This window comes from Staphylococcus sp. 11511212, from assembly GCF_011394755.1.
GTDB lineage: Bacteria > Bacillota > Bacilli > Staphylococcales > Staphylococcaceae > Staphylococcus > Staphylococcus chromogenes.
In genome coordinates this window covers 31281-53282 of sequence record NZ_JAANBQ010000003.1, presented here as the reverse complement: position 1 = coordinate 53282, position 22002 = coordinate 31281, and the positions used below count along the sequence as shown (strand labels likewise).

Here is a 22002-nt window from a genome sequence, read left to right as displayed (position 1 = left end):
CTCTATTTTTAATGTTTGTACAAACTTTTCTATTTAGAAAAAATAACGGCTAGTGAACCACTCACTAACCGTTAAAAGTATAGACCCCATAAATACACCGTCATATCAACGTTATCATCAAATACTTGGTGCTCAAAATCAAAATCTAACAACAATAAGCTAACAGAATTAGTTTCTAACTGATTTTCACCAATTCTAACCGACAATTCTTTTATTGCTTGATAAAGTAATCGAAAACTTTCTTTTTCTTTTAACATAGAAATACTCCTAACATATTAGAATCACCAAGATACAGCTTCTTTTAATGTTACTCCCAATGTATGAGCTTGAGATTCTGATAAGTGAGCAGCTCGCCCTACTCTGATAGCACATCTCTCACAGAATTAGCAGGAACCTCACTCCACTTCAACATCGGTTTCAATTCTTTAACTAAAGGATTATAAGCTTTATTAAAAGCATTAGCAGCTTTCTTTCCACCAACTTTTTCTACCACTTTAACTGCCTTACTTTTATTATTAATTATTACTTTAATAGTAGTCTTAACAATCTTTGTTGCTCCAATTCGATTTTGAGCATCTGGATTCACTGGTAAAATAGGGTTTCTATTTATTTTTACTCCATCTACCGTTATATATTGAGGTTGAATATTAGTATTAGTTGTTGTTCTAGAATGCTCATTTTTAACACTATTGTCTTTAGCATCCGCCAATGGACTAATCGTTGATAATAAAAACTGCACTCATTAATAATGTTCCGATATTATTAATATAATAAGAAGCTCATTTTAAAATTCAAAATTCCAAGTAACTTAAGGCCTCAAATTTATTACTTCTTTTTATTAAAATACATCAATGTAATTACAATAGAATATACAAAGAGAAATATCATTATAAACATTGTCATGTAATCACCTTTTCCTATTTACAAATATAGTTTGTTGCACCCGTACAACCAAGAGAAGTTATTAGACCACAAATTGCGGCTAATGAAAATCCTCCCCAACCGGTAGTGATACCTAATGCTGCAGCAGCGGCCCAACATCCTCCTGCTCCACCAGTACCACATAACGCACCGACTGCCCATTCGCACCAACCACGTTCTTTAGGTGGTAAATTTTTAAAGGATTCTTCTTCGATTTTATCTTTAGAAGTAATTTTAAAATTTTGATCATAGTAATGACCTTTTTGGTCTATGTTAAACTCATAGTATGGTTTATCATTTAAAATACCTTTCATGTTAATATATTCTTTATTATTATGTTTAACAAATTTTGAATACATCATGTGATTATAAAAAATATCTTTGTTTGATTCATTATATTTTAATTCAATCATAGAGAGATTATTGTTCTTTCTAGCTAATTCTTTACCAAATATAAAATTAACTGAATATACATTAGTGTTTTCACCTTTATCTAAGTGAACAATAATATTTTCATCTTTTATCGAATTAATAGAAGTTGAATTTGCATGTTTCTTATAAATATCTGATTTTTTAATCTTTCTAATAATATCTTGCTTAGATTTACTATCAACATTACTTGTAGGTTTACTTACCGCTTTACTTTCAGCACTTGCATCTCGAATCCCTAGGGAAAAACAAAAACTTAAAAGCATGACAATAGACAAAGTAGAGAAAACTACTTTTTTCATTTTTATTACTCTCCTTTAATAGTAATATGAAAACACTTTCATATTATCAAACTTTAAAATTTATTTAGTTTTAAATTCGGAAGTGTTGTATTTTTATTCTTAAGTGTTATTTTTATAGCTATGAAAAATCTTTTATTTAATTAGAAAAGTTGATTTTATTTAATACACATTAAAATTTACGTAATTAAAAACAGGCTATCCGTTATGGCTAGCCTGTTTTTTATTCTTATTTAACTTCTAATTTACCCCACAGAGCTTTTTCTTTAAGTAACTTTTCTTCTTTATCTGTTATCTTACCAATAGGCATAAAGAAGTTATCTTTCTGATTTGCACCTTTTGCAGCGTATTTAAAACGTACCCACCATAATTTGTTTTCTACATCTTTTATCTCTTGATCAAACGGTACCCATTCGCCAGAATTAATCCACGACCTTTCATCCATTTGTTTTACCTTCTTCCATGAGCACGGCTTACAACAAGTGGATTCCTATTACTTTTAAATACAATGGATTTCTTTTCATTACTATACAGAAGTCTACTTACATTTACATCATGAAACTAAATAGAAAAATTAATAAGAAGATTTATGCTTTAGAAGTAATGTAATTGTCAGGTACGTAATAAGTAAAAAATCACGTTCTCGGGACGCTTCAAGGAGGTTCAATATTAAATACGACTTTTAACAAGAGATAGCCAAATAAAACAAAAAAACGTCATATCAACGTATACAGATACGTGATACAACGGTAAATTAACAGAATATAAGCAAATAACGGAGAGTGAGGGATTCGAACCCTCGAGACGCTTGTGGCGCCTACACACTTTCCAGGCGTGCTCCTTCGGCCAACTCGGACAACTCTCCATGATATTAAATAAAAAAATCAGAAGCGATGTTTCACTTCTGATTTGATGACCCCTACGGGACTCGAACCCGTGTTACCGCCGTGAAAGGGCGGTGTCTTAACCGCTTGACCAAGGGGCCATGGCTCCACAGGTAGGACTCGAACCTACGACCGATCGGTTAACAGCCGATAGCTCTACCACTGAGCTACTGTGGAACAATAAAATGGAGCGGGTGATGGGAATCGAACCCACAACATCAGCTTGGAAGGCTGAGGTTTTGCCATTAAACTACACCCGCATTTTACGATATGGGCGGCTGATGGGAATCGAACCCACGAATGTCGGAACCACAATCCGATGCGTTAACCACTTCGCCACAGCCGCCGTGATTGAAAGTGGTTCAGGACGGAATCGAACCGCCGACACAAGGATTTTCAGTCCTTTGCTCTACCGACTGAGCTACTGAACCATATTAAGAATGGCGGTCCCGACGGGAATCGAACCCGCGATCTCCTGCGTGACAGGCAGGCGTGTTAAACCGCTCCACTACGGGACCTAAATGAAATATTGCGGGAGGCGGATTTGAACCACCGACCTTCGGGTTATGAGCCCGACGAGCTACCGAACTGCTCCATCCCGCGGTAATATTATTAAAATCGGCTACCTTTTTATAATACCAATTTTTGTAATGAATGTCAACGCTTTTTTAAATTTCTTTTAATTTTGTTAATAAAGAAATGGTGACTCCTACGGGACTCGAACCCGTGTTACCGCCGTGAAAGGGCGGTGTCTTAACCGCTTGACCAAGGAGCCAAAGCGTTTGAACTCTTAAGGACTTTTTTAGTATATATATAGTTCATTAAAAGGTCAACGCTTTTTTACAAAGAATTCGTGTAATTCTACCGTTATTTACGTAAAAAGAACACGATTTGTTTCAAAATAATACCATAAAAGTACCCTATTCTTTCGTAATGACTCATTCAATCAAGTTTTAAAATGATTTTTTGTTTTAAGAAGCTAAAAGTTTCATAGCCATCTTCCTCACAAAAATGACCACCTTGCTCAATCGTATATAATTTTGCATCTAGCATATGACTTAACTCTTCCGTATATGAATAAGGTACAGTTTCATCATTTTTGGATGCGATACAAAATCTGTGGTTTAATTTTTGCTTTAAGTTTTCGAAATCAATATTTTGATCCATAAATGGATTAAGTTCTGGTAAATGTGGGAGATAATCTTTAAATCCTGAAACCATCGCTATACCCCCGATGTGCGATACATTTAAGTCATTTATAAATTTTAAAGTAGTAATCACTCCCAAACTATGAGCAACAAATAATGTATCACCATCAATAGACGTGGCTTGTGTCTTCAATGCTGGTAGCCATTCCTCTACATCAGGGGCATCTGGGTTTGGCAAGTCAATAATTTTAACATCATGGCCTTCAAGCTCTAAAGCATTTTTTAACCATTTAAACCAGTGCTTATTTTCATTTGCATGGTACCCATATACAATATAAACATTTGTCACTTAAATACGCTCCTTCCCAATTCATCAACATATACGTGATAGTAAACAATTATATATAAAATCAACTCACATTAAATCATTGTAAATCGTTAAAAATCACAATACATATTTCATAAAAGGGGTTTACCCAAATTGATAGATGCGTAAAATTAATGTTTTATTTTATCAATGTAGCGTCAAGCATTCATTACATCACGTAACAATGTTGAATCTATCTTTAAGAAACAAAAAGTAATTTTAATCTAATAAAACTGACATTGATAAACCATTAATAATAGAAAAAGACGAAGACATGCACTGCCCTCGTCTAAGATGTATTATAAACTATATTCTAGGAATAAGTCTCTGAACGGCATCTTGTGCTTGTCGAATACAATCTGGCAACCCTACCGCTTCAAATGGTGCCCCCGTTATTTGTAAATGTGGATATTCTCTGTAAATATGTTCTTGTATTTTTTTAATTTCATGAATATGACCTACGTGATATTGAGGACTGGCATGTGGCATTTTATTGACGATTGTAAAATCAGGTTCGCCATAAAAAGTCATCATCTGTGATAAATCTTTTTTGGCAATTTCGACCAATTCCTCATCACTATGTGTTTCAACAATATCATCACCTGGCTTACCGACATAGGCTCTTATCAAAACTTTACCTTTTGGTGTTGTGTGCGGCCATTTTTTTGTCGTCCAAGTACAAGCTGTTATAGACGTATCACTTGTTCTTGCGATAACAAATCCTGTTCCATTCGATGTATTTTTGATATTTTTTTCGTCAAACGCAAAAACAATCGTCGCAACAGATGATGCTTCAAGTCGGCTGAAATAATCAAATCCAGGATCTGTTTCAAACCATTTATGAAAGACTTGATGTGGCGTTGCAACGATAACACCGTCATAAAAAGTCGGCGCCTCTTGTGCTGTCTCCACATTATACCCTTTTTGTTCGCTAATCAAATCAGTGACGGGTGTTTGATATTTAAAATGAACGTTGTTTTGTTTTAACCATTTTTCAAGCTGTTCGATAAACGAGAAAAGACCATTACGAAATTGTTTAAATTGGCCTTGTGGCCCTTCTGTATTGTGAGAATGTTTTTTTTCACGATCCAATCGTACTTTTTGCATTCCCTTAATGATACTCCCATGTGTATCTTCTAACGTTTTGAAATTTGGAAATGTACTCATTAAACTGAGTTGGTCAATATCAGTACCATAAATACCGCTTAGTAATGGTTCGATTAAATTTTCTAGAATCTCATCACCCAATCGATATCTAAAAAAACTACCTACCGATAAATCCTCTTTCATTTCAATCGGTTTACGTTTCAAGTCTTTTAATGCACGCAATTTCCCTTTCATTGATATGAGTTTTGTAGACATGAAAGGTTTTATGTCCGTTGGAACTCCTAAAATAGCACCACCTGGTATCGGATAAAGTTTGTTTCGCGCAAAAATAAACGATTGCCCTGTTTTATTGGTAATAATCTCCTCATCCTTAATACCAATATCTTTTGCCAATTCCGTCATAATCGTTTTACGACCTAAATATGATTCAGGACCCAGCTCAATAGTGTAACCGTCTCGTTGTACAGTTTTAATTTTACCACCAGGTTGATGAGTCGCTTCATAAACTGTGACGTCAATATGAGGATAATGTTTTTTTATAAAATAAGCACTAGAAAGCCCAGTAATGCCTGCACCAACAATAGCAATTTTAGTCATCTCATTCACACTTTCTCGTAAATATTTGAAATTTCATCCACGATAGCACCAATAAATAAAGGGTGGATATCCGGCATAGGCGGTCTATGGTAAGTTGCACCTATTTCATCACAAACCACTTTACATTCATAATCATTGTCATATAGTACTTCGAGGTGTTCGGCGACAAATCCTACTGGTGTATAAATGAAGTGTTCATATTTGTTTTCTTTGTAAAGTGCTTTTGTTAAATCTTGGACATCTGGTCCTAACCAAGGCGTCCCCGTATTGCCCTCAGATTGCCAACCGATAGCGACATTTTGAATGACCGATTGTTGTTGTATGGCTTTAGCTGTATTTTCAAGCTCCATAGGGTAAGGATCATTGCTTTCTTTAATCATTTTTTCTGGTAAGCTATGTGCCGAAACAACAAGCACAGTTTTGGCATGTTCTTCCTGAGGGATGTTAGCAAGAATTTCATCTACGCGCATCGTCCAATATTCTTGAAACTTTGGTTGTTGATAGTAATGTTTGACATGGAAAAGACGAATTCCATATTCGTTCGCCTTTTCTTCTGCGCGTCGATTATAAGACCCCACTGAAAAATTAGAGTAGTGTGGTGCTAATACAACTGTTACCGCTTCTGTAATACCATCGTTGTTCATCTTTTCAACAGCATCTTCTATGAATGGGTGGATATGTTTTAAACCGATATACAATTTAAACTCTATATCTTCATATCGTTCATTTAATGCATCACGTATGGCTTCTGCTTGACGTTCCGTAATTTTGGCAAGTGGTGAAAGCCCCCCTATCGCTTCATAGCGAGAAATTAAATCATTCAATTCTTCCTCGCTAGGCTTACGGCCATGTCGTATATCTGTATAATAAGGTTCGATATCACTTTTTTGATACGGTGTGCCATAAGCCATGACAAGTAAACCGACTTCTTTTTTCATCCAAATCCGTCCTTTTTCACTCTATTTTAATTTTGCCCCTGTATAATCATGTACAAATTTTGATACGCGTTGTAATGTTTCTGGCTGAACTTCTGGAAAAACACCATGTCCCAAGTTAAAAATATGTTTACCATGCGTTAACCCTTGATTCAAAATAGGTTTCAAACGTTCTTCAATCACTGGCCACGGTGCAAGTAAAATACTTGGATCTAAGTTACCTTGAATAGTTTTCGAAACACCTTGATGATGCGCTTCAAGTATTGAGGTTCTCCAATCTAATCCTAATACGTCAATAGGTAAATCATTCCATGAGGTAATCAGATGGCTTGCCCCTACACCAAACATAATCACCGGCACTTGAAACGCTTTGATGCCGTTAATTAATTTTTCCATACATGGCTTAATATAATAATCGTAATCTGCTTGATTCAGTGCACCCACCCATGAATCAAAAACTTGTATTAACTGTGCACCAGCTTCAACTTGAGCCCCTACATATGTAATCGACATCTCTGCAAGCGTGTCCATTAATTTAAACCAAGTTGTCTCATCACTGTACATAAGTGCTTTCGTCTTATTGTAGTTTTTGGAGGGACCTCCTTCAATCATGTAACTTGCTAAAGTGAAAGGTGCACCCGTAAAACCAATAAGTGGCACATTTAACTTTTCAGTTGTCAGCAATTTGATAGTTTCTAGGACAAACGGCACATCTCTTTTAGGGTCAATTTGACCTAACTTTTCAACATCACTTAATGACTTAATAGGGTTAGAAATCACAGGACCTATTCCCGATTTAATATCCACATCCACCCCAATCGCTTTAAGTGGCGTCATAATATCCTTATATAAAACTGCCGCATCGATTTGATATTGTTCAACAGGTAATGCTGTGACATATGCACACAGTTCAGGTTGATGTGTAATATCAAATAATGAATATTTCTCTTTTAATTTTCGATATTCGGGTTGTGAGCGTCCGGCTTGGCGCATGAACCACACGGGTGTATGTGTAATTATGTCCCCTTTTATAGCTCGTAATATCGTATCGTTAAACGGTGTATTCATGAGAACCTCCTTCTAAACTTCATTCTTATTAACTATAGCATATTTCCGCTTCATAACGCTTTCAAGGAACTCAAATGTCATAAAAGTTTAAAATCTCAATTTACACTTTTACAATCATTTTATTTGGGTAATATAAATGGTGGTCTTTTACTATAAAAGAAAGTATAATAAGTTCAATATTAAGGAGGCGAACACCATGAAACTCTATATCACTTATGGAACATATGGATATATCCATCAAATCCAACTCAATAATAAAGATAGAAATTTAATGATTTTTTCTTCAGAAGAGCGTTCAGTCTTAATAGAAGAAACGGATAAAGAAAGTGTTTTTCAACAACCTAAATCTTTTCGTTCTTTAACGCGTGTAGGAGACATTTCAGAAGAAGATTTTCAGGCAGTAATCTCAATACCAACATCAGAAGACCATAAATATCAACTTGAGAAAAAATTGGATAGTTATTACCCTAATCTTTCGGAATATGAAGGTTATAAAAGCTTCAGATTACTCAAACCAGTCAAGGATAATGTATATAAAGTAATGTTTGGTTTTGAATCACGTACTGCTTTTGAAGATTTTAAAAAATCATCCGTCTTCCGCGAAAACTTTTCGAAAGAAGCTGTACGCGCTTTAGCAGGTGTCACAAGCACTCACAGTTCATATTTAGAACGCTATTTCTATCCAATTACTGAGGAAGAAATCGCAAACCAACAGCAAAATGTTGAACAGTAAAAGCAAGATAAAATATAATAAGAGATAAATTTAAAAATAGCCATCAAAATTTACCGTGAGATAAATTTTGTTGGCTATTAAAATATGGTTTAAATAAATTACTGACATTTAGGTATCCCTATTTTGCAGTCATTTCAGAAGAATATCTTTATTTAAATCATTGATTCATCATGACTCTAGAACAATCAGTTAAAACATAACATTTTTATATGTGACAATATTAAACCTGAGGGGTCGAATTCCACTTTTTTCTGTTTTAATCTTTAAGCAAGGATTCTTGATATTTTAATTTTCTAATGGTTGATTTCACAGTTGCTATCCCTACTGCAAAAATGAACATGACTAAATATAGCTCGGTGGGATTCATGATGATATAGATAAGGCTAAATAGAATCCCGACGATTATAACAGTGCGATAAAGAAATTGCTCATATCCTTTAATCACTAATAACTCTGATGCCGGCCAAACTTGTGGCCATAATCCGTATGCTTCTTGCGTATAAAATTGAGACATTTGTAAAATAATTATATACATTCCTAATACAGCAATGAGGATACTAATAATAGGTTGATGTAACCAAATCATGAGTGCTACTACAATAATAAATAATCGAATGGTTAAATGAAAAGCATCTTTCCCACGCAAGAAATTTCGTTTAAATAAATAGAGGTACATCCCTTTTTGGTTAAATTCTTTAGGTTTTTTAAGAAATACATCTAAATATTTACGTCTTGAGGCAGGCGCTTCAATCCCTTTCACATCTGTAAATATATTGACAAATTTATAATAATTCGATTGATGTTGTTTGGCCTGATTAAGCATTAACTCCCATGGAAAGTGTTTCTTATCATTAAAGCTTTTAAACATATAGATAAGAATGATAATAAATACAAGACTTCCCATTGCCATATAAGATTGGCCGTCTAACCAAACATAATAACTTGAAACATAAAAGATAAAAAGCAACAGATTAATGGAAGCATTTTCTAAACCAAATAAAAACCATTGCCATCGCAATTGTAATCCGATAAAAGGTAACACAAAAGCGAGTAATACTAGCACGATAAACGAGAATAGCTCGTTCGGATGTAGGGCGTTTAATAAAGGATAAAAAATAATTAATAAAACAATTTGTAATGGCAAACGTTTAAAATAACTTGTATAGACACTTTGTTGAATGTAATGTCTCATTTGCTTTTCAAATGGGAGAAGAAATAGTTCATCAGCCTTTTGTAACAATGTTTTTAACGGAAAAATAGAACTCAATCCAAGCACGATTGAAATGATGAGTGAATAATTAATGCCAGTTGGAATGGTGCGTAACCATTGACCATATCCTAAAATAAATGCACCTAATAAAATAACAAGAAAAACAGAAAAATGCCCATTAAAGATGAATTTATTATAGTATTGTTTTTCCTTTTGATCTTTTTGCCGGCGTTTCACATAAAGCTGTTTTGCATTGTTCATGTTGTTATGCCTCTTTCAGTCACTTTAATGTAGATTTCATCTAAAGTTTGATGAGGCATTTTTGTTTGTGCTCTAAGTTCTTCTAAATCTCCCATGGCTACAATTTCACCTTGGTCCAAAATAATGAAACGATCACAATATCGTTCTGCAGTTGCCAGTATATGTGTACTCATTAATACTGTGCGCCCTTCTTTTTTCTTTGATTCCATTAAATCTAACATAGATTGGATTCCCAGTGGATCGAGCCCTAAAAAAGGTTCATCAATGATATACAATTCAGGGTCTACAATAAAAGCACAAATAATCATCACTTTTTGTTTCATACCTTTAGAAAAATGACTTGGAAAGACATCGAGCTGACTTTCGAGTCTAAAGTTTTTTAGAAGTGGTTTCGCTCGTTCCATTGCCGTTTCTGCATCGATACCATAAGCCATTGCCGTCATTTCGATATGTTCTTTTAAAGTTAACGTATCATAAATGACCGGAGACTCTGGAATATAAGATAGACGCTTACGATAAGCTTCAATATTTTCTTTTATATTAATACCTGAAATAGACATTTCTCCTTCCATTGGTGTAAGTAATCCAAGTAGATGTTTGATTGTTGTACTTTTTCCGGCACCATTTAACCCGATTAGTCCAACAATTTCTCCAGGTTGAAGTGTAAAACTAATATTTTTGATGACTGGAGTTTGGCCATAGCCCCCCGTCAAATCAGTAACTTGTACAGTCATTATCCTGCACCTCCGTGAAATTTATTGTACAAAAAAACAGCTTTCTTTACCATCTTTAAACGTTTTTCTCACGTTACATGTGATTCAACAAATGCTATAATATTAAAAAAATGATGGGAGCGGATACCATGTCTGAAACAATTTTTTCAAAAATCATCGCCGGAGAAATCCCTAGTTATAAAATTTATGAAAATGAATATGTATATGCATTTTTAGATATTTCACAACTGTCTAAAGGGCATACATTACTCATTCCTAAAAAAGCCTCACCCAATATTTATGAAACCGATGCGGAAACAATGCAACATATAGGAGAAGCTTTACCTATAGTCGCCAATGCTATTAAAGAGGCATTTAATCCAGACGGACTAAATATTGTTCAAAATAATGGTGAATACGCATCGCAATCTGTTTTTCACATTCATTTCCATTTAATTCCACGTTATAAAGAAGGGATGGACGGATTTGACTATCAATGGGAAACGCATGAGGATGCTTTTAATGATGAAGAAAAAGCAGCAATTGCGAAACAAATTGCAGATCAAATCAAATAATCAATATATACTTCACCCCATGAATGAATAATTTTCGGTTATAATGGGTATGTTAAATTAAAAGTGCTTCAGAGGAGGAAAAGTATGAGAGCCTTACAAATATCACTAGGCCTTGCAGCTGGCGTGGCAACTGGATTGGGTGTAGCGCTAACGCAACGTAGCAAAAGTACACGTATCGAAAGTACAACTGTAGAACGGCCTAAATCCGAATTAGAATTAGAAGTTGATAATATTAAGCGCAGTGTGAATGACATTTTAGGTTATGTCAATGACATCAAAACAGAAAGTCAAAGCGTTGCAGGTACAATCGGTGACGAAATCAAAACAATGATTAGTGAATTTCAATCTGATATCAACCCGAATATTGAACGTTTACAATCCCACATTGAAAATTTACAAAATCGTGGCGAAGAAATCACAAATTTTCCATCTAAAAAGTAAATTTGTAGTGTTTATCAACAAATAATTCGATATAATAGTATTAAAACATGATACGCTCAGTATCATGTTTTTTTATAGCTAAAGAAAGGAGCGGTACGTATGACTGAAAAACAAAAGCAAATCGAAAGTATCCTTTTTACGCATAAAGCAGCCATGTTGTCTAAAGTCATTTGGAAAAATGCTGAACGTGATTGGCAAAAGTGGTTACGCAAGTCAGGCATAACGATGAATGAACACCTTATTTTAATGACTATTTACGCATTTGATCGCGTAACAATTTCCGATATCTCACGTTATGGTGTCATGCATGTTTCAACAGCCTACAATTTTGCTAAACGTTTAGAACAACAAGGGCTTTTAACGCTTGAAAAAGACACCCATGATAAGCGAAATACGTTTATACATTTAACAGATAAAGGCACTGTACTTATCGAGAATATATTTGAACAATATAACATTGATAATAATTCAGTTTTTCAAGCCTCTGAACAATTCAGTTCAGAAATGTTCCATAAACCTAATTTTAGTGATGCCCATTATTTAGTGGCTAAAATACATGGTAAAGACTTTATTGATGACGTTAATGCGTGTCATGATCATTTAAGAAAACATTTACTTGACGCGGAGTAATTCAAAGTAGATAATACAGTTTATCTATTAAATATTTAAAGGAGTATGCATTATGTTAAATTGCTCGCGCTCAATAGATATACATTCGCGTTTTGGGCTACCACGTATCGCTTTTATAAGTTTTGTCACAATGGTGATTACATTTTTTATCAGTTTTGAAATCTTTCATTTCAGACAAAATGTGACACTCACAGACAAGCATTTTTTTCTATTTTTAGTCTTATTATTTTTATTATATCCTATTCATAAAGCGATACATTTGTTAACGGTTTCCCCCTATTTCAAACATTTTCGAATGCATAAACTCATAAGACACAGTTGGTTACCGTTTTATAATATCTATATCGATAAACCTATACACAAAATTTATTTTTGTATATGTCTTATTATGCCTTTGTGTATTATTACTATTGCAATGGCATTTATAGCGCGAAGTTTCCCTGAGTATGGTCATTATGCTATGTTTTTACTCGCTTTAAATGCAGGCTATTCTGTTATGGATATTCTATATTTAAAAATCATTGTATTTTCCCGTCAAGGTGATTACATAGAAGAACATATCAATGGTTTCATGATCCTTGATGAGAAGTAATTGTTTTTCATCTTCAGAATTTTGTAATTATCATTTTATAAATGTAGTTTATATTAAATCGTGATTTATCCCTCATACTTTTTTGAGGTCTATTTCACGGTTTTTTTGTTTCTCGTAAAATAGTCTTAGATTTATCCTTCTTCATTGGTATGAGGTTAACATTGTGGTAATATAATTTGTGATAATTCAAAAATAAAGGAGCTAACACAATGAAGAAAGGTTTACAGAAAATGATTATCCCTATTACAGCGAGTGCCGTTCTTTTAGGGGCTTGTGGGAATGATACACCTTCATCAAAAGATCAAACGCTCATTTCTTCAAAAGCTGGTGATGTTAAAGTAGAAGATGTGATGAAAGAAATAGGTAAAGACCAAATCGCTAGCAACTCGTTTAAAGTATTATTAAGTAAAATTTTAAAAGACAAATATGGTGACAAAGTAAATGATGATGATATTGAAAAACAAATTGATAGTGAAGTTAAAAAATACGGTGGTAAAGATCAATTTGAAAGCCTTTTAAAACAACAAGGCATGACGATGGATAAATATAAAGAGCAACGTAAAATGATGGAATATCAAAAAGCTTTATTAAATGAAAAAGTAGATATTTCTGACAAAGAAATTAAAGATAATACGAAAAAAGCTTCTCATATCTTAATCAAAGTTAAGCAAGACAAAAATGACAAAGAAGGCCTTTCCGATAAAGAAGCTAAAAAGAAAATCGACGAAATTAAAAAGCAACTCGATAAGAACCCTAAAGACTTCGATAAACTAGCCAAAGAAGAGTCTATGGATTCAAGTAAAGATAAAAATGGCAGTCTTGGTTATGTTGTAAAAGGCCAAATGGTTAAGCCGTTCGAAAAAGCGCTATTCAAGTTAAAAGATGGCGAAATTTCTGATGTCGTTAAAACAGACTACGGCTATCATATCATTCGTGCAGATCAACCGACTGACTTTAATAAAGAAAAATCAAAATTAAAAGAAAAAATCACTCAAAATAAATTACAAGAAAAACCTGAAATTTTAACTGATGCTTATAAAAAACTTTTAGACGAATATAAAGTGGATTACAAAGATAGTGATATTAAAAAGGCGATTGAGGATAACATTTTAAATCCTGAAGCCTTAAAAGAACAAGCTGCCCAAGGCGATATGCAAGGCGGACAACAAAATATGGGCATGTAAAATTGCAAAGGTGCTAGGATAATCTCATATCCTAGCACTTTTTTATACCTATTTTCATGAATTACCATCAAATTTTTATAAAAAAGGGTTTTTTTTATTTCGAACTGGTGTATAAGTTATAAAAACTGTTTTACTCAGGTGAGTGATATTAAAATAGCCATCAATGGTCAAGTCTTTAAGTTCCCACAACGAAAAAAGGACTTTAGCAATCCATTATTGCCTAACTCCTTCATTTAATATGACCAGTCCGGTTTGACAGAGTGCCATAAAAAACAGGCGTTACTTTCAAAAGAAGTACGCCTGTCTTTCATAGATTAATCTAACTTTTCAGGTTTATAAAATTGTCTATTTTCTAAACCAAATATACGTTCAGTAAATTGCCCTTTTTCAATTTTTTTAAACGCTTTATCAAACATGTTCATACGTGCATCAATATTGTCAATAAAATGAAGAATTTCCGCTTCTTTCACATGAGGTAATTTTGGCGAGCCATATTCTAATTTACCATGATGAGATAAAATAAGGTGGCGAAGCAATAAGACTTCTTCTCCTTGGATTCCTAGTTCTCGCGCTGCTTCTGCTACTTCTTCGCTCGCAATAGAAATATGGCCAAGTAAGTTACCTTCTAAAGTATAGCTTGTAGCGATGGGGCCTGAGAGTTCTCTCACTTTCCCCATATCATGTAAGATGATTCCACTGTACAGTAAACTTTTATTTAAGTTTGGATAAATTTCACATAGTCCTTTAGCAATTTGTAACATCGTAAGAACATGATAACTTAAACCACTTACAAAATTATGATGATGTGAACTCGCAGCTGGAAACGTAAAAAATGCTTCATCGTATTTTTGAAGTAGATGACGTGTAATCCGTTGTAAATTTGCATTTTCAATTTCAAAAATGAAAGATTGCATTTGTGATTTGATTTCATCTAGACTCATAGGTGCCCCATCAATAAAGTCTTGTGTTTTAAGTCCATCTGCCTCGGTTGCAACACGAAATTGATTCACTTTCATTTGTTTTCGACCACGATAATTAATCACATCGCCTTTAACATGAATAATCAGTTCAGGCTTTAAAGTTGCCATATCTTCTTTTGTGACTGTCCATACTTTAGCTTCAATTTCTCCACTTTTATCTTGAAGGTGCAAAGTCATATAGTCTTTACCTTGAGCCGTCACACCTTGTGTTGCTTTATGCACGAGGAAAAACTGATCCACGGCATCGCCGGGTTGAAGTTTTTCTACATTTCTCATATTAAAACGCCTTTCTTATTAATGTTTCTCTATTTTTTCCAACGTTACCAATTGTTTTGACGGAATATGATTATCTTTTGAGCAAGTGAAATATAAGACTTGATATGCGTCAGGTAAATCTCTTAAATATTTAATCATTCTATTATGACGTGTCACATCGAAATGAACAAACGCATCATCAATAATGATTGGTAACGAATAGTAAGGTTTTAAAATCTTAATCAAGCTTAATCGCAGTGAAATGTATAACAACTCTTTCGTCGATTGACTGAGTTCAATAGGTTGATACATTTGACCATCTTGGTGTTTCACCATTACTTGCTCATTTTGATATGTCACTTGCACATATTGGCCATCAGTAAGAGTATGATAAATGTCCGTCGCTTCATTAACAACTTGTGGCAATCGTTTGTCCTTTATTTGTTTAATGTGTTCATCGACCAGCGTTTCTAAGTAACTTAATGCTGCCCAATCTTCTGCTGCTGCATTTAATTGATTACGTAAAAGTTGATAACGATGACGTAAATGTCTCAATGTATCGTCTGTTTCCATATGATTAATTTGCGCATTTAAGTCGCTAACTTCACTTTGTAATTTTAAATATCTATCATTATAATCATCAATTTGTGAAGAAAGTTTTGTGTGCTCTTCTTCTAATTGGGCGGTCGTTTTATCACTTAATTTAGAGCTTTCTTCATACCCATAATTTTGATTTTCAAGGTATTGCGTTAAATCATTAAATCGAGAGAGTCGCTGATGGTAAGATTGATAATTTTCATGATGTCTGTAATAACTTTCTTCATCAATTGCCCCGATATAATTAAATAACTTTTGGATGATACCTTGATTTTCATTAAGGCGATGTTTCAAATGCTTTAACTCTTTATCAAGTAACTCCAATTGTTCATGATTTCGATGATGTTGTGCACGATTACTGTTCGTACGACTTAACCATTCTCGAATATCATGGAATAGAGTTTCACGACCTGTATTTGGAAGTGATTCAGAAACTAGTGTATGTGCATTGTCATAGAATGTGTTTAGCCCCTCTTTTAGTTGTTGCTTTTTCATCTCTAAAGCTTGTAGATGGGCATGTTGTTCTTTAATGTGATGAATCGTCATCATCGCATCTATTAATAAATCATCAGACAATTTTTCAGAAACATGCATTTCTGCTTTCGCATGATTGATTTTTTGGTTCACATTTTGTAATTCTGATTGAGCAGTTTCTAGTTGTTGTGCCACATGTTTTTGTTTTGTTTTTAGCACAATTAAATTTTGTTTACGTTGATGTACTTGATCGCGTAATTGATATTGATCTGTCAAATCAAAATTCAAATCATATTGTTTTCTTAAACGATTGACTTCATTTTCTAGCTGAACAATTTCTTCTGAAAAGCGTTCAGTATGTCCAACCGTTTTAGTACGTATGGCGAAACAACCAATAATGAATATTACCGCTAAAACTGCAAAGACAATTACAAAAGGGAGTGTCTGTGCAACAAATGAATACACTGCCAAACCTGCCGATATTAATGCGAGAATAATCATCGCAATCCTTAAAGTTTTCTGTTGTTTTTCTTTTTGACGTTGCTCTGTGTCAAATGCTTCTTTCATTTTCGTAAAAAGATTTTTCTTTTCACGTAATTCTAATGCACGCTTATCATACTCTTTCTTTTTAGCAAAATTTTCTTCAGAAACCAGTTGCTCTTGCAATGACCCAATTTCAGATTCTGCGGATTGATGATCGACCTTTAAGCTTTCATTATTTTGTTGTGCTTGCTGAACAGCATAATGTAAATCGCGTTTTTCTTTTAACAAGTCACTCAAATGGCTTTTTTGAACATCAGAAGTCTCCACATCAGTATGAATGGCTGACCATCCGATATTTGACATTAATCCATCGATTTGTCTTTCAGTATTTTCGATTTCTCTTTCTGTTTGTCGATAGTCTAATGTTTGTTGTTTGATAGATTCCTCTTTTTTAGACAAGGATTCAAATGCTTGCGTCAACTCATCAGAGGGGATAAAGAGTCCGTTGTTTTCCTGTGCTAATTGTTGTTGTTTTTCTTCACGCAATCCGATATCTCGTTTCAATTGTTCTGTTTGAAACTTCGCATTTTCATAACGGTCAATCCCTTGTTCTGGAAACTCTAGCGGCTCAATATTTAAATCTGCCTCTAAGCCTTTCCATTCTTGAACTTGATCATGTAAGGCTAACTCTTTTTGCTTTGCTTCAAAATAGCCTGTGAGTTGATTTAAATTTGCTTTAACATGCTCTAACCGACGAGAAGTTTTATCTCGTTCATCCGTAAGTCGTTGATAGGTATCCAATTTAGAAGATTCTTCTCTTATTTGTGTTTCTAATTGTTTTAATTCTTCTACTTGTCTATTTATTTGAGGATTTTGACCTGTTTTTTTATATAGCGCTTGCTTTTTTTGATTGATTAAATCGCGCATCCCAATAAACTCAGTTGAACCTAAAGCCCCTGCTTGCATTAAATAATTTTGCAGCTGTTGCTCATTCATATTTTGATGTATGTTCTGTAACCCCATGACGCTAAATGAGAAAATATCTTGGTAGGTGCGCTTGTTGATAAAATTAAGATTTTGTTCAAGCCAACTTTCATCTTTGATAGAACCGTTAGGTAAAAAGACTTTAACGTCTCCTTGTGCTCGACCTTTTACGCGTTCAACGTCGACTTCAGAACCATCATCCATCAATAAAGTCACTCGTCCCCCATAATGATTTCCTAGGCGAGGCTCTAATCGTGGTTCGTTCTCACGTTTTGTAGGGAACCCAAATAAAATAGAATGAATAAATGCTTGAAGCGTGGATTTGCCCGCTTCATTTTCACCATAAATTTCTGTGAAATGCGTATTAAACTCAACTTTTCGTTGGACAAATTGGCCATAACCATAAATTTCAACGGATTTAATTTTCATGTGTTAGTGGCCCCCTTTCAATTCAGCATCGATAATCTCTTCGGCACGTGTGATGAGTGCTTTACGATCTAAATTAGTAAAATTATTGAGATATCGTGAAGTTTTGGGATTCATGTATAAATCATTCAAAGCATTTTCGAATAAATCATCTTGCGCTAACATTTCTTGTGAAAACTCATTAATGATAGAAGACTTTTCAATTTCAGTGTAATGCACTGATAATTCATCAATGAGCACAAAATGATGCTCGTTTTCTTCATATTCCGTAATCATTTCATTTAATTGGATTAACGTTTGAGGATCGATACGTTCATCGCCACTGACGTCAATACGTAATCGATAAAATGCTCTTCCTTGAGGGCGCACACTATCTTTAAACGCTTGAATGATATCATATAAATGATGCTGTCCGATTTGATCTGTCTCAATCACCGCTGATTCAAATCTTATAAATTGCGTCGGCACAAAACGTGTCTTTAAGGACACATAGTCTCCTTCAACAATCAAGCACCCTTTCTCACCTTGTTCATTAAAGTGACGACCTTGAATGTTGCCAGGATAATGAATTTGAGGCAGGTCATTCAACTGGTCACGTTTATGAATATGTCCGAGCGCCCAATAATGATATAATTTTGCGTTCAAGTCTTCGAGTCGAAATTCAGTATAACGATCTGATACGCCAGATTTACTATATGTACCATGTAGCAAACCGATGTTGATGACAGAGTGACTATCACTTGTCGGATAATCATCTATTTTATTTTCGTAACTTTCATTTTGTTGATAACTAAAACCATGTAAATATACCTTTTCACCATTTTTCGTAATCGTCTGATACGTTTCAACTTGATTAGAAAATACAGTTACATTTTGTGGCCAATCCGAGATTAAACTATCAGAGAGTGGATCATGATTTCCGTGAATAACGTAGACAAAAATTTGCTCTTTATTTAATCTTTCAAATTGTTGTTTTAAAAATACTTCAGCTTTTAAAGTTCGATTTTCAGCATCAAATAAATCACCACAAATCAACATAAAATCAACTTCTTCACGTAACGCCAAATCAACAATCGACTTAAAGCTTTCATATGCACTATTTTCAACATCTTTAAGAATATTAGGACTTAAAAATTGTTTGGAGGCAAATGGACTATCTAAATGTAAATCTGCACAATGCAAAAATTTAACCATACATGCATACTCCTTTATTAATAATCTTTAACAAGTCAATTACATCATATGTATTCATTTATTTTACCATAATTATGTGTATTTAGGTGAGCAGTTTCAATGCTAAAACAAGTGAAAAGCCTAAGAGTTCAAAGTGTTTTGAACAATGTATATGTTGATGTTTCAAAAGAAAAAGGCAGGCAGAACAATATGTTCTCCCTGCCTTGAAACTCAACCAACGATTAGTTAGCGTAAATTTCATCTAAAGGTTTAACAATAATTTGATTGATTTCTTGGAATACTTGGCTCATTTTTTGTTCTGCAGCCATTAATTCAGAAATGTTTTGGTCTTGTTCGATTTGTTGCGCTTGTTCTTGCGCTTTTTGTAAATCTTCTTCTGAGATTTCTTCACCTTGCATTTGTTTTTGTTGGAAGTTTAATTGTGTTTCACGGAACTCATCAAATAATTTTTTTGAATTTTCATCTTCGTTTACTTTTGCGTATGCGTCTTGAATCGCTTTGTATTCTTCGCTTTCACGTAAAGCTTGTTCTAATTTGTTTGCATGATCGTATAAATTTACAGCCATTGGAATCTCTCCTTAAGTTGTTTATTAGAAGATTGGTTTAAACCTACCAATCTCACTCCTTGCTTACAATACCATATTTTAAAGGGTTATACAAAAATTGCAATCAATCCTTGGAAAAATCCAATAATTCCGCCTAATATGAAGCCTAAAAGCATAATTAATTTAAGTTCTTTATTCGCAATTTCGAAAATCAGTCTTTCAATATAATCTAAATCAAAACGATTAATTTGTTCTTCGACAAGGCCAGCAATATTGACCTTTTTAAAGATGGAGGTTAAACGTTTGGCAAGCGTAGAAATGATAAACGCTGTCAATTTTTCGGCTCCCTCACTTTTTAGATAAGTGAACATATCTGGTACTAATCGATTTAATGGGGTATGCATTTTTTGTTTAATCTGCAAATGGGATATGCATTCTTCAATAAACTTCTCTAATTTATCATTAAATTGGTCTTTAGTAACGATATCACGAATTGGCATCGATTTAAGACGCTGATATTCTTCTTGAATTTGTGTTTTCAGTATTCGTTTTGCTTTAGGATGTTCAGATAATCTTAATAATTCTGCTTGCACTCGTTCAGCAATCGCTTCTTTTGTCATAAACATTTGTAACATTGACAGTATACGACTTTTCTCATTAAAAAAGGTCTCAATCATCTCAAAAATATCATGATATCCTTTATCTGACGAAATATAGTATCTTGCACGCTTTAAAATAACTTCATCTATTTGAAGTACTTTTTCATCTATAGTATGCATCAAATTTTGAGGAACAAGCGTTTCTATTTGTTCATTTTCTATCTCGAGATATTTTTTGTTCAAACGTTCATTTAGAAAATGTTTTATCCATGTTTCTGTTTTTTCATGTAAATCAATATGAAAATCTTGAACAAGTGATTGGAGTGTAACTTTATCGGATTGCAATGCCGTAATTTGTTGTTGAACGGTATTATAAATTGAGGTATGCATCGCTTCACTCGTTATCTTTTCTCTAACTAAAGATTCTGTTAATAGGTGCTCCTCAACGACTTGTCCAATTTTTGATGCTATCTCTTCTCTTCTTTTAGGTACGAGTCCCGGTGTAAATGGAATACGTTTTCCGAATATGTAGTAGGCCTTAAACGGATGAAATAGCATTTTTATCGCAATCATATTCGTCACCCCACCTATTAAAGCCCCTATTAACGTCATTCCTAAAATTATTAACACCACTTTCATTCATCCATCACCTTTTCACCAAAGTTATAGAATAAGAAATATAAAACAATCGTCATTTCTTATTCATATACTTCCTATATTTTTCCACAATTGGAAATTTAAAACAAAAAAAGTTGACTCTCTAGGGGTAAAGAGTCAACTCTGAATGTATATAAGTTATGCGCGAATAAGATCTTCTTTCACATTACGTTGAAAGTAAGTTTCTGCTTCTCTTAATTTCGGTGTACCGAATACAGGTTGTTTTTCAGTGTCTAATATACGATAAAGTTCACTTACTTTATTACTTTGTAAGATATATCCACCTTTAGTGTCAAGGGTATCCCAATAAATATCACTAATTGTAGAATAATTTGGGTATGCAGATTGACCACGTGAAATTGTTTGAACCATTTCTAATGGATCACAACCGAACGTACTATTAAGCACTTCTGAATCTCTGAATAAAGAACAAATAGAAACGCAAGTCGTCCAGTTAGGTAAAACGCGCTCCTTTTCAATTTGTACTAAAGTCTTTTTTGATAAACCAATTGTTTGAGCCATTGTATCTTGCGTATAACCTGCTTCAATACGCACCATTTTGAATTTCATTTGAATTAAATCAGTAAAACTTTGTCTATCCATTACTCTATCTACCTTTCTAGTTTGTAATTTATCCGCACACAAGTAATTGCAATTCTACACAATTCTTGAAACACAAATTACATATTAATACAAAATCCGAAAAATGAAAAG

Annotated in this window: 21 protein-coding genes, 9 tRNA genes and 1 pseudogene; 6 read left to right on the top strand and 25 right to left on the bottom strand. The window is 33.8% G+C overall.

Annotated elements, in window-relative coordinates:
* Positions 1-113: 113 nt before the first annotated feature.
* The 17 genes and pseudogenes from G8Y84_RS01705 to hemE form a co-directional block, all read right to left on the bottom strand.
* Positions 114-257, bottom strand: a pseudogene (locus G8Y84_RS01705) (hypothetical protein); the annotation flags it as partial.
* A gap of 98 nt (positions 258-355) precedes the next feature.
* Complete coding sequence (locus G8Y84_RS01700) at positions 356-739, bottom strand: hypothetical protein (protein WP_182474549.1); 384 nt, start codon at positions 737-739, stop codon at positions 356-358.
* Between the two features lie 178 nt (positions 740-917).
* Positions 918-1652 carry a halocin C8 precursor-like protein gene (locus tag G8Y84_RS01695; RefSeq protein ID WP_105996567.1) on the bottom strand — a complete coding sequence of 245 codons (735 nt, stop codon included), beginning with the start codon at positions 1650-1652 and terminating at the stop codon, positions 918-920.
* 226 nt (positions 1653-1878) lie between these two features.
* Complete coding sequence (locus G8Y84_RS01690; protein WP_037574542.1) at positions 1879-2094, bottom strand: hypothetical protein; 216 nt, start codon at positions 2092-2094, stop codon at positions 1879-1881.
* A 331-nt stretch (positions 2095-2425) separates the two neighbouring features.
* Positions 2426-2514: transfer RNA gene (locus G8Y84_RS01685), tRNA-Ser, on the bottom strand.
* Positions 2515-2562: 48 nt separating this feature from the next.
* Positions 2563-2634: transfer RNA gene (locus tag G8Y84_RS01680), tRNA-Glu, on the bottom strand.
* Between the two features lies 1 nt (position 2635).
* Positions 2636-2710, bottom strand: a tRNA-Asn gene (locus G8Y84_RS01675).
* A gap of 9 nt (positions 2711-2719) precedes the next feature.
* Positions 2720-2793 (bottom strand) — tRNA-Gly (locus G8Y84_RS01670).
* Between the two features lie 13 nt (positions 2794-2806).
* Positions 2807-2879, bottom strand: a tRNA-His gene (locus G8Y84_RS01665).
* 12 nt (positions 2880-2891) lie between these two features.
* Positions 2892-2964: transfer RNA gene (locus G8Y84_RS01660), tRNA-Phe, on the bottom strand.
* A gap of 10 nt (positions 2965-2974) precedes the next feature.
* Positions 2975-3051 (bottom strand) — tRNA-Asp (locus G8Y84_RS01655).
* An 11-nt stretch (positions 3052-3062) separates the two neighbouring features.
* Positions 3063-3136: transfer RNA gene (locus tag G8Y84_RS01650), tRNA-Met, on the bottom strand.
* A gap of 97 nt (positions 3137-3233) precedes the next feature.
* Positions 3234-3308: transfer RNA gene (locus tag G8Y84_RS01645), tRNA-Glu, on the bottom strand.
* Between the two features lie 167 nt (positions 3309-3475).
* Positions 3476-4030, bottom strand: a complete 555-nt coding sequence (locus G8Y84_RS01640; protein ID WP_037574544.1) for an RBBP9/YdeN family alpha/beta hydrolase — start codon at positions 4028-4030, stop codon at positions 3476-3478.
* Between the two features lie 324 nt (positions 4031-4354).
* On the bottom strand, positions 4355-5752 hold the full coding sequence (hemY, locus tag G8Y84_RS01635; RefSeq protein WP_103159613.1) for a protoporphyrinogen oxidase: 1398 nt from the start codon (positions 5750-5752) through the stop codon (positions 4355-4357).
* Positions 5753-5757: 5 nt separating this feature from the next.
* On the bottom strand, positions 5758-6690 hold the full coding sequence (gene hemH / locus G8Y84_RS01630; protein WP_037574547.1) for a ferrochelatase: 933 nt from the start codon (positions 6688-6690) through the stop codon (positions 5758-5760).
* Positions 6691-6711: 21 nt separating this feature from the next.
* Positions 6712-7755, bottom strand: coding sequence for a uroporphyrinogen decarboxylase (hemE, locus tag G8Y84_RS01625; protein ID WP_037574549.1), 1044 nt, complete (start codon positions 7753-7755; stop codon positions 6712-6714).
* Between the two features lie 196 nt (positions 7756-7951).
* Between hemE and G8Y84_RS01620 the strand changes: the two genes are divergently transcribed.
* Positions 7952-8488, top strand: a complete 537-nt coding sequence (locus tag G8Y84_RS01620; RefSeq protein WP_037574551.1) for an antibiotic biosynthesis monooxygenase family protein — start codon at positions 7952-7954, stop codon at positions 8486-8488.
* 256 nt (positions 8489-8744) lie between these two features.
* On the opposite strand, the gene ecsB is transcribed toward G8Y84_RS01620, so the two are convergent.
* Complete coding sequence (gene ecsB, locus G8Y84_RS01615) at positions 8745-9959, bottom strand: ABC transporter permease EcsB (protein WP_165806076.1); 1215 nt, start codon at positions 9957-9959, stop codon at positions 8745-8747.
* Positions 9956-10693, bottom strand: coding sequence for an ABC transporter ATP-binding protein EcsA (ecsA, locus tag G8Y84_RS01610; protein WP_037574557.1), 738 nt, complete (start codon positions 10691-10693; stop codon positions 9956-9958). The genes ecsB and ecsA overlap by 4 nt, the downstream gene beginning before the upstream one ends.
* A 128-nt stretch (positions 10694-10821) precedes the next feature.
* On the opposite strand from ecsA, the gene G8Y84_RS01605 reads away from it, so the two are divergent.
* From G8Y84_RS01605 to prsA, 5 genes are all read left to right on the top strand, one after another.
* Complete coding sequence (locus G8Y84_RS01605) at positions 10822-11247, top strand: HIT family protein (RefSeq protein WP_105963600.1); 426 nt, start codon at positions 10822-10824, stop codon at positions 11245-11247.
* A gap of 84 nt (positions 11248-11331) precedes the next feature.
* Complete coding sequence (locus tag G8Y84_RS01600) at positions 11332-11688, top strand: YtxH domain-containing protein (RefSeq protein ID WP_037574561.1); 357 nt, start codon at positions 11332-11334, stop codon at positions 11686-11688.
* Between the two features lie 99 nt (positions 11689-11787).
* The gene (locus G8Y84_RS01595) at positions 11788-12318 is read left to right on the top strand and encodes an HTH-type transcriptional regulator Hpr (protein ID WP_105963601.1); all 531 of its coding nucleotides are present in this window, start codon (positions 11788-11790) and stop codon (positions 12316-12318) included.
* Between the two features lie 52 nt (positions 12319-12370).
* The gene (locus tag G8Y84_RS01590; protein ID WP_105963602.1) at positions 12371-12910 is read left to right on the top strand and encodes a DUF3267 domain-containing protein; all 540 of its coding nucleotides are present in this window, start codon (positions 12371-12373) and stop codon (positions 12908-12910) included.
* Positions 12911-13119: 209 nt separating this feature from the next.
* Positions 13120-14094 (top strand): peptidylprolyl isomerase PrsA, encoded by a 975-nt coding sequence (prsA, locus tag G8Y84_RS01585; protein ID WP_037574569.1) that lies wholly within the window; start codon positions 13120-13122, stop codon positions 14092-14094.
* A 314-nt stretch (positions 14095-14408) separates the two neighbouring features.
* Here the strand turns inward: prsA and yhaM are convergent, their stop codons facing one another.
* The 6 genes from yhaM to xdrA form a co-directional block, all read right to left on the bottom strand.
* Complete coding sequence (yhaM, locus tag G8Y84_RS01580) at positions 14409-15350, bottom strand: 3'-5' exoribonuclease YhaM (protein WP_037574571.1); 942 nt, start codon at positions 15348-15350, stop codon at positions 14409-14411.
* A gap of 18 nt (positions 15351-15368) precedes the next feature.
* Positions 15369-18296, bottom strand: coding sequence for an AAA family ATPase (locus G8Y84_RS01575; RefSeq protein WP_105963603.1), 2928 nt, complete (start codon positions 18294-18296; stop codon positions 15369-15371).
* A 3-nt stretch (positions 18297-18299) separates the two neighbouring features.
* On the bottom strand, positions 18300-19487 hold the full coding sequence (locus G8Y84_RS01570; protein ID WP_103159567.1) for a metallophosphoesterase family protein: 1188 nt from the start codon (positions 19485-19487) through the stop codon (positions 18300-18302).
* Positions 19488-19708: 221 nt separating this feature from the next.
* Entirely contained in the window at positions 19709-20053 is a 345-nt protein-coding gene (locus G8Y84_RS01565) for a YlbF/YmcA family competence regulator (protein WP_105963604.1), read from the bottom strand.
* An 86-nt stretch (positions 20054-20139) separates the two neighbouring features.
* Entirely contained in the window at positions 20140-21270 is a 1131-nt protein-coding gene (locus G8Y84_RS01560; protein WP_105963605.1) for a DUF445 domain-containing protein, read from the bottom strand.
* 156 nt (positions 21271-21426) lie between these two features.
* A complete protein-coding gene (gene xdrA, locus G8Y84_RS01555; RefSeq protein WP_037574584.1) occupies positions 21427-21891 on the bottom strand; it encodes an XRE family transcriptional regulator XdrA in 465 nt (154 codons plus the stop codon).
* Positions 21892-22002 lie beyond the last annotated feature (111 nt).